This is a genomic window from Aeromonas molluscorum 848 (assembly GCF_000388115.1).
Classification (GTDB): domain Bacteria; phylum Pseudomonadota; class Gammaproteobacteria; order Enterobacterales; family Aeromonadaceae; genus Aeromonas; species Aeromonas molluscorum.
This window is the reverse complement of record NZ_AQGQ01000201.1, coordinates 1-6,611: the sequence shown is the minus strand read 5'-3', so window position 1 is coordinate 6,611 and position 6,611 is coordinate 1. Positions and strand designations below refer to the sequence as shown.

The window sequence follows — 6,611 nt, the reverse complement described above, 5'->3', positions numbered from 1 at the left end:
TGCCCCCGGCCCAGGTGGCTCAGGAGGACCGCATCCATCTTATCCAGGGCTTGCAGGTGCAGGATGTGGACGCCGAGGGCAAGGATATCCGCGTCACCCTGAGCGTGGGCAACGGCAGTCTGACGGTGGTTGATAGCGCAGGCGTCAGCGTGACGGGGGATGGCAGTGGCAGTGTGACGCTGCTCGGTTCCCAAGATGCGATCAATGCTCTGTTGGGGAGCGGCATCCACTATCTGGGGGATGCCAACTTCAATGGCAGCGATCAGCTGACCATGGTAACCAACGATCTGGGCAACACTGGCAGCGGTGGCGGTCAGGATGTCAGCAGTACCCTGGATATCGCCGTGCAACCGGTCAACGACGCGCCTGAGCTGACCTTGCCTGGCAGCGGCTTGAGCGTGGGTGAGGATGGCGACATCATACTGAGCGGCATCAGCGTCAAGGATGTGGATGCCGGTACGGCACCGATGCAGGTGACCCTCAAGGTTGAACATGGTCTCCTGGTCGCGGCCGCTGGTGCCGGAGTCACAGTGCTTGGCAGCAACAGCAATAGCCTGATCCTGACCGGGGCTCAGGATGCCCTCAACGCCTTCCTGGCTGGCGCAGTCCACTATCAGCCGAGTCCGGACTACTGGGGGGATGACAACCTGAGTCTGGTTATCTCGGATCTCGGCAGCACGGGCTCCGGCGGCGCTCTGGAGGATAGCGGCCAGCTTGGCATCAATGTGGCCGCCCAGGCCGATATGCCCAATTTGCAGCTGGACAGTCATGGGGTGACCGCCCTGGTCGGTGGCTGGGTTCCCCTCAGCCTGAGTGCCTGGGTTGCCAACCCTGAACCGGGTGAGTTAAGCATCAGGCTGAGTGGTCTGGATGGCGCTCAGGTGCTGGATCAGGATGGTCGGCAGGTGGGGCAGGATCTGGGTAATGGCGACTGGTTGCTGCCAGGAGACAGCAACTTGCCGCTGTTCCTGGATGGCTTTGGTGTGGGCAGCCACAACGTCTCGGTACAGGCCGAGTCCAGTTCGGGGGGCAGTGTCATCAGTTCAACCCCGGACACTCTGGAAGTTCACACTGTGGCGGGCAACGAACTCCATGGCAGCGGCGGGGATGACCATCTGGTCGGCAGCCAGGGTGATGACATCCTCTATGGCGGTGCCGGCAGTGACATTCTCACCGGGGGACTGGGCAGCGATACCTTCGCCTGGACCTTGCCGGATGCGGGTTCGGCCAGCCAGCCTGCGGTCGATACCATCACCGACTTCAACCTGCAACAAGGGGACAGGCTGGATCTCAGCGACATGCTGGGCGGAGTCAGCGGCAGCGACATCAACAGCCTGCTCTCCCATATCCAGGTGTCGGTGACGGCAGGGGCCAACGGGGTGAGTGACTTGCATCTGGATATCTCTCCCGCCGGGGATGGGCAGATAACCCAGTCCATCGATGTCAAGAGTGTGGATCTCTCCAGCCTCAATATGGGAGGGGGCAGTCAGAGCGAGATACTCACCTCGCTCATCGATAACCAGCACCTCATCGTCGATCACCCTTGATGCAACAAGGCCGCCCTCGGGCGGCCTTGTCATTTCGGACTGGTGGGCAACCGCTGCCCTGTCCTCAGCCACAGCACTTCTTGTGTTTCTTGCCGCTGCCACAGGGGCAGGGGTCGTTGCGCCCGGGCAGAGGGCATGAGTCATGGGGAAACTGGACGCCCTCGGTATAGACCCAGTGCCTTGCCAGGCGCGTGAAGCGGGAGCGTTCATGCAGACAGTGGCGCTGCCCTGCATCGAGGAACCAGGCTTTGAACTCGACCTGGCCCTCTTCATCATCCGGGGTGCCATCTTGGGTGTTGACTATCTCGAGCCCGACCCAGCGGGTCTCCTGGCGGCCAAGCTCGGTCGCGGTCAGTCCCCCCAGAAAGTCCGGATGCCAGCTCTGCACCAGATAGTCACCCAGCCCCAACACGAAGGCGCTGTAGCGCGAGCGCATCAGCTGTTCGCAGCTCGCGGCGGCTTGGCCCTGATGGAGGGGGGCGCAGCAGGTCTGGTAGGAGAGGGTGGAACCGCAAGGGCAAGGGGTCATGGTATAGGCCGTATCTGAATCAAATGTGCGGGGATTGTAGCCAAGCGGGGGGGCCGCAGACCAGTGCTGCGGCATAATCAGTGATCGGAGCCGGGAATCTGGCGCTGCAGTTTGGGGATTGGCCGAGAATATGGAACAATTAACCATTATTCGCCGTTTCGTTAAAAGACCCTATGAATGAGATCGTGAAAGGCAGTATCGATTTGATCCGGCAGCTCAACTATGGGCTGGTCTACGCCAGTCTGGAGGAGCACAAGGAGCTGTCACGCACCGATCTCTCCCGCCTGACCGGCCTCTCCCCCGCCAGCATCACCAAGATCACCCGGGAGCTGCTGGTTGGCGGCCTGGTTGTGACCTGCGGCGAGAGCTCCGTCGGTCGGGGTCGGCGCCAGATCCTGCTGCGTATCAACGAACGCCGTTTCCAGTTTCTCTCCATGCGCCTGGGCCGTGGCTATGTGGACATGGCCCTGTTCGATCTGGCGGGCCGCTCTCTGGCCCGCCATCGTCACCAATTCAGCGAAGCAGAACGGGGCGATCTGCTGGCCAGCCTCATCAAGGCGATAGAGAGTTTCTTGCCCAAGCGGGCCCTGCGTCTGGCCTGCATCGCCCTCTGCCTGCCGGGTCAGGTGGAGCGCCATTCCGGCATGGTACGTCACTTCCCCTTCTATGATCTGCGCAACTGGCCTCTGGGGCCGACCCTGCAGCAGGCATTCGCGGTGCCCGTGCTGGTCAGCGGCGATGTGCGTACCTGGATACAGGCTGAGCGCGAGTGGGGGGCTGCCAAGAATTGCGCAGATGCCGTGCTGGTGTTCGTTCACAACGACATCGGGGTGGGCATGGTGGTCAATGGCCAGCTGATGGAGAGCGAATCCGCCATGCTGGGGGATCTCAGTCACCTGCAGCTCGAGCCCTATGGCCAGCGCTGTTATTGCGGCGGTTTTGGCTGTGCCTGCACCCTGGTCACCAATCAGGCGCTGGAGGCCCAGTACCGTGAGCTGCGTGGGCGGATAGGTGGTACGGACTCCGATCTTCCCGAGAGCGTCACCATTCGCGAGCTGTGCGAGCTGGCATTGGCGGGCAATAGCCTGTGTCAGGACATATTGCATCAGGCGGCGGGCCGTCTCGCCCGGGTGCTCTCCAATCTCATCTGCCTGCTCAATCCGGGCAAGCTGCTGCTGGGTGGTGAGATCACCCGCGCCGATCGCCTGTTGTTCCCCATGCTGCATCAGGCCCTGGCGAGCCAGCTGCCGGCCGATTATCTGGTGCGACTGCAAATAGAGTCGACCCACTTCTACGAAGATCCCACCAAACCGACCTCGGTGCAGGTACACAAGGCGCTGCGCGATGGCAGCCTGTTGCTGGACCTGCTGCGGGGCGGTGGCAACGAGTCATGATGCTGAAGATGATGGCCGCAGGGGACGGAGCAGGGCACCTTTCATGAAACTGGGACTGCAGGGACGCTTTCTCCTTATTCTGTGTTGTATCAGCCTGTTGCAGCTTATCTTGCTCAGCACCGCCAGCTATTACTATGTCTCCGAGCAGCGTTATCGCGAGGTGGGGGAGCAGGCGCTGGACGTGGCCCAGCTGGTGGCGCGGGATAGCGCCGTGATAACCGGGGTGCGCCGGGCTGACACGGCTCGCCTCAACCTGCTGGTGGAGAAGATCCGCAGCGATGTGGGAGCCAGTTTCATCGTCATCGGCGATCGCAACGCCTTGCGGTTGGTACATCCGCAATCGGATCGTATCGGCAAGCCGATGGTGGGGGACGATCCGACCCGGGCGCTGGTCAATGGGGAGTCCTATATCTCCCATGCCAAGGGTTCCCTGGGGGTGTCGGTGCGCGGCAAGACACCAATCCATGACGAGCTGGGTCAGATCATCGGCGTGGTGTCGGTCGGTTATCTGGTGCGCGACATAGACGCGGATCTACGCGGTTTTCTGCGCTTTGGCCTCTTCATCACCCTGCTCATCGTGCTGCTCAACAGCCTGGCGGCAGGTTGGCTGGCGCGGCGCTATAAAAAAGCGATCTTCGGTTTTGAGCCCGAACAGATAGGCCGTCTCTATGCCGAGCTCGACTGTACCCTGCGCACCGTGCGCGAGGGGATACTCACCATCGATGGCGAGGGGCGGCTCACCTCCATCAACCCCAATGGCATCAAGTTGCTGCACCTCGATGAGCAGCAGGCCAGGGGAGCCATAGGCCGTCCCATCAATGATCTGCTGCCTGAGACTCGCATGTTGTCGCTCATTCATGATCCCAAGCCGCAATATGACGAGGAGATCTGGCTCAACGGCCAGCACCTGATCGTCAACCGTCTGCCCTTGGTGCGCGATGGCGAACTCATCGGGGCCGTATCGAGCTTCAGGCGCAAGGATGAGCTGGCCGAGCTGAGTGCCCAGCTCAGCCAGGTACAGGCCTACAGCGATCTGCTGCGGGTGCAGACCCACGAACACAATAATCAGCTGGGTACCATTGCCGGGCTTATCGAACTCGGTGCCCATGAGGAGGCGCTCGCCTTCATCGGCCGTGAGGCCGGCACGGAGCAGACCCTGCTCAGCTTCCTGATGACGGCGATCGCCAAGCCCAAAGTGGCAGGGCTGCTGCTTGGCAAGTATCACAGGGCCCATGAGCTGGGGCTCGAGCTTGTCGTCGAGCCCGATTCACGCCTGCATGATATTCCCGCCAGGGTGTCAGGTTCCCAGCTGGTGACCCTGCTTGGCAATCTCATCGACAACGCCTTCGAGGCGACCCGTCGCCAGGGGGCTCCCTATGCCCCGATCCGGGTCTCGATGACGGACCTTGGTCAGGATCTGATCCTGGAGGTCGAGGATGGGGCTGGCGGTGTGGCCCCCACGTTGCAGGATCGGCTATTTGAGCCCGGCGTCAGCAGCAAGACCGAGCGAGGTCATGGCATCGGCCTGGCACTGGTGCGCAAGACCCTGGATGCGCTGAAGGGTGACATCGTCATAGAAGCGACCGAACAGGGCAGTTGTTTTGTCTGTTACATTCCCAAGGATGTGTGAATGATCAAGGTATTGATAGTGGAGGATGACCCGGCCATCGCCGAGATCCACCGCCGCTTCGTCGAGCGGCTGCCGGGCTTCGTCCTGTGCGGTCTGGCACTCACCTTAAGCGATGCCCGCGAGCAGATCACCGTGCTCAAACCCGATCTGGTGTTGCTCGATGTCTGGTTGCCCGATGGCGAGGGGCTGGGGCTGCTCAAGCAGCTGCGCCAGGAGGGGGCCGAGGTGGATGTCATCCTGCTCACTGCGGCGCGGGAAGCGGCTACCTTGCAGGAGGCGATGCGCCTCGGGGTCGTGGACTTCATCTTGAAGCCCGTAGTGTTCGAGCGGCTCAAGGGCACCCTGGAGAAATATCGGCAGAGCAGCCAGGCCCTGGCCAGCCTGGCCGATATCAGCCAGCAGGACGTGGACGCCCTGTTTGGTAGCACTGCCGGCAGTGCCAACCCGCTCACGCTGCCCAAAGGCATCGATGCCCTGACTCTGGAGCGGATCCTGAGCGCCCTGGCGGGCGAGGGGGCGAGCGCGGAAGAGATAGGTGCCAGGGTCGGGGTGAGCCGCACCACGGCGCGCCGTTACCTGGAGTTTCTGGTGGGCCAGCAGCTGGCATCCCCTGAGCTCGAATATGGTACCGTCGGACGTCCCGAGCGCCGCTATCGCCGCCGCTGAGCACAGATGCTACGGACAAAGAAAGAGCGCCTTGATGGCGCTCTTTTTATTACTGCTTGTTATCACTCTGGTTTATCAAGGTCTCTGCTCATTATGGGTAGGGTACTGAGGCGGCAGAGTGCCATCGATTCAGGAATGAGTCACAGGTTCACCCTTGGGTTCCTTGCGAGCCTGCCACCATTGCCAGAGCGGGATCATCAGCATAGTGATGGTGATGATCGTAAAGCCGAGGGTGATGGGGCGTTCCCACATAAAGCTCATGGAGCCATCGTTGATCACCAGGGCGCGGCGCAGGTTGTCTTCCAGCATGCCTCCCAGGATGAAGCCGAGCAGCATGGGGGCCATGGGGAAATTGAGCAGGCGCAGGCCGATGGCGATCAGCGCAACTAACGTCATCACATGGATGTCCATGGTGTTGAACGACACCAGATAGACCCCGGTCAGGGAGAAGAGCAGCACCATGGGGATCAATACCGGACGTGGTACCGCCAGTATCCTGGCCAGGTAAGGAATGAGTGGCAGGTTGAGGATCAAGAGCACCACATTGCCCAGATACATGGAGATGATCACCGACCAGAACACGTCCGGATGCTCCATGAACAGACGAGGACCCGGCTGGATTCCATAGGCGACCAGGGCACCCAGGATCAGGGCCGTGGTGCCCGAGCCCGGGATCCCCAGGGTCAACAAGGGCACGAAGGAGCCGGTGGAGGCGGCATTGTTGGCCGCTTCCGGGCGGCCAGGCCGCGCAGGCTTCCCTTGCCGAACTGGTCCTGATGCTTCTTGCCAGCGATGTTGCGCTCTGCGCCATAGGCCATGAAGGCGGCGATGGTGGCGCCAGCCCC

Annotated in this window: 5 protein-coding genes and 1 pseudogene; 4 read left to right on the top strand and 2 right to left on the bottom strand. The window is 61.7% G+C overall.

All coding sequences use genetic code 11. The annotated features are described in order from the left end of the window. The coding region (locus G113_RS18230; RefSeq protein ID WP_005908345.1) for a type I secretion C-terminal target domain-containing protein at positions 1-1,547 on the top strand (1,547 nt) is incomplete at its 5' end. A 64-nt stretch (positions 1,548-1,611) separates the two neighbouring features. On the opposite strand, the gene G113_RS18225 is transcribed toward G113_RS18230, so the two are convergent. Further along, positions 1,612-2,076 carry a YchJ family protein gene (locus G113_RS18225; protein ID WP_083940419.1) on the bottom strand — a complete coding sequence of 155 codons (465 nt, stop codon included), beginning with the start codon at positions 2,074-2,076 and terminating at the stop codon, positions 1,612-1,614. 173 nt (positions 2,077-2,249) lie between these two features. On the opposite strand from G113_RS18225, the gene G113_RS18220 reads away from it, so the two are divergent. From G113_RS18220 to G113_RS18210, 3 genes are read left to right on the top strand one after another with little or no spacing between them, the layout of a single operon-like run. Next, positions 2,250-3,470 carry an ROK family transcriptional regulator gene (locus tag G113_RS18220; protein ID WP_005908343.1) on the top strand — a complete coding sequence of 407 codons (1,221 nt, stop codon included), beginning with the start codon at positions 2,250-2,252 and terminating at the stop codon, positions 3,468-3,470. A gap of 43 nt (positions 3,471-3,513) precedes the next feature. Continuing rightward, positions 3,514-5,100 (top strand): ATP-binding protein, encoded by a 1,587-nt coding sequence (locus G113_RS18215; RefSeq protein WP_005908342.1) that lies wholly within the window; start codon positions 3,514-3,516, stop codon positions 5,098-5,100. After that, positions 5,101-5,766 (top strand): response regulator, encoded by a 666-nt coding sequence (locus G113_RS18210; RefSeq protein ID WP_005908341.1) that lies wholly within the window; start codon positions 5,101-5,103, stop codon positions 5,764-5,766. It abuts the gene before it with no gap. 129 nt (positions 5,767-5,895) lie between these two features. Here the strand turns inward: G113_RS18210 and G113_RS18205 are convergent. Further along, a pseudogene (locus G113_RS18205) lies at positions 5,896-6,611 on the bottom strand (tripartite tricarboxylate transporter permease); the annotation flags it as partial.

What these genes read in the sequence shown, in the direction of transcription:
- G113_RS18215 (WP_005908342.1), top strand. Translation starts at nt 3,514, where the DNA reads ATGAAACTGGGACTGCAGGGACGCTTTCTCCTTATTCTGTGTTGTATC.
- G113_RS18210 (WP_005908341.1), top strand. Translation starts at nt 5,101, where the DNA reads ATGATCAAGGTATTGATAGTGGAGGATGACCCGGCCATCGCCGAGATC.
- G113_RS18225 (WP_083940419.1), bottom strand. Translation starts at nt 2,076, where the DNA reads ATGACCCCTTGCCCTTGCGGTTCCACCCTCTCCTACCAGACCTGCTGC.
- G113_RS18220 (WP_005908343.1), top strand. Translation starts at nt 2,250, where the DNA reads ATGAATGAGATCGTGAAAGGCAGTATCGATTTGATCCGGCAGCTCAAC.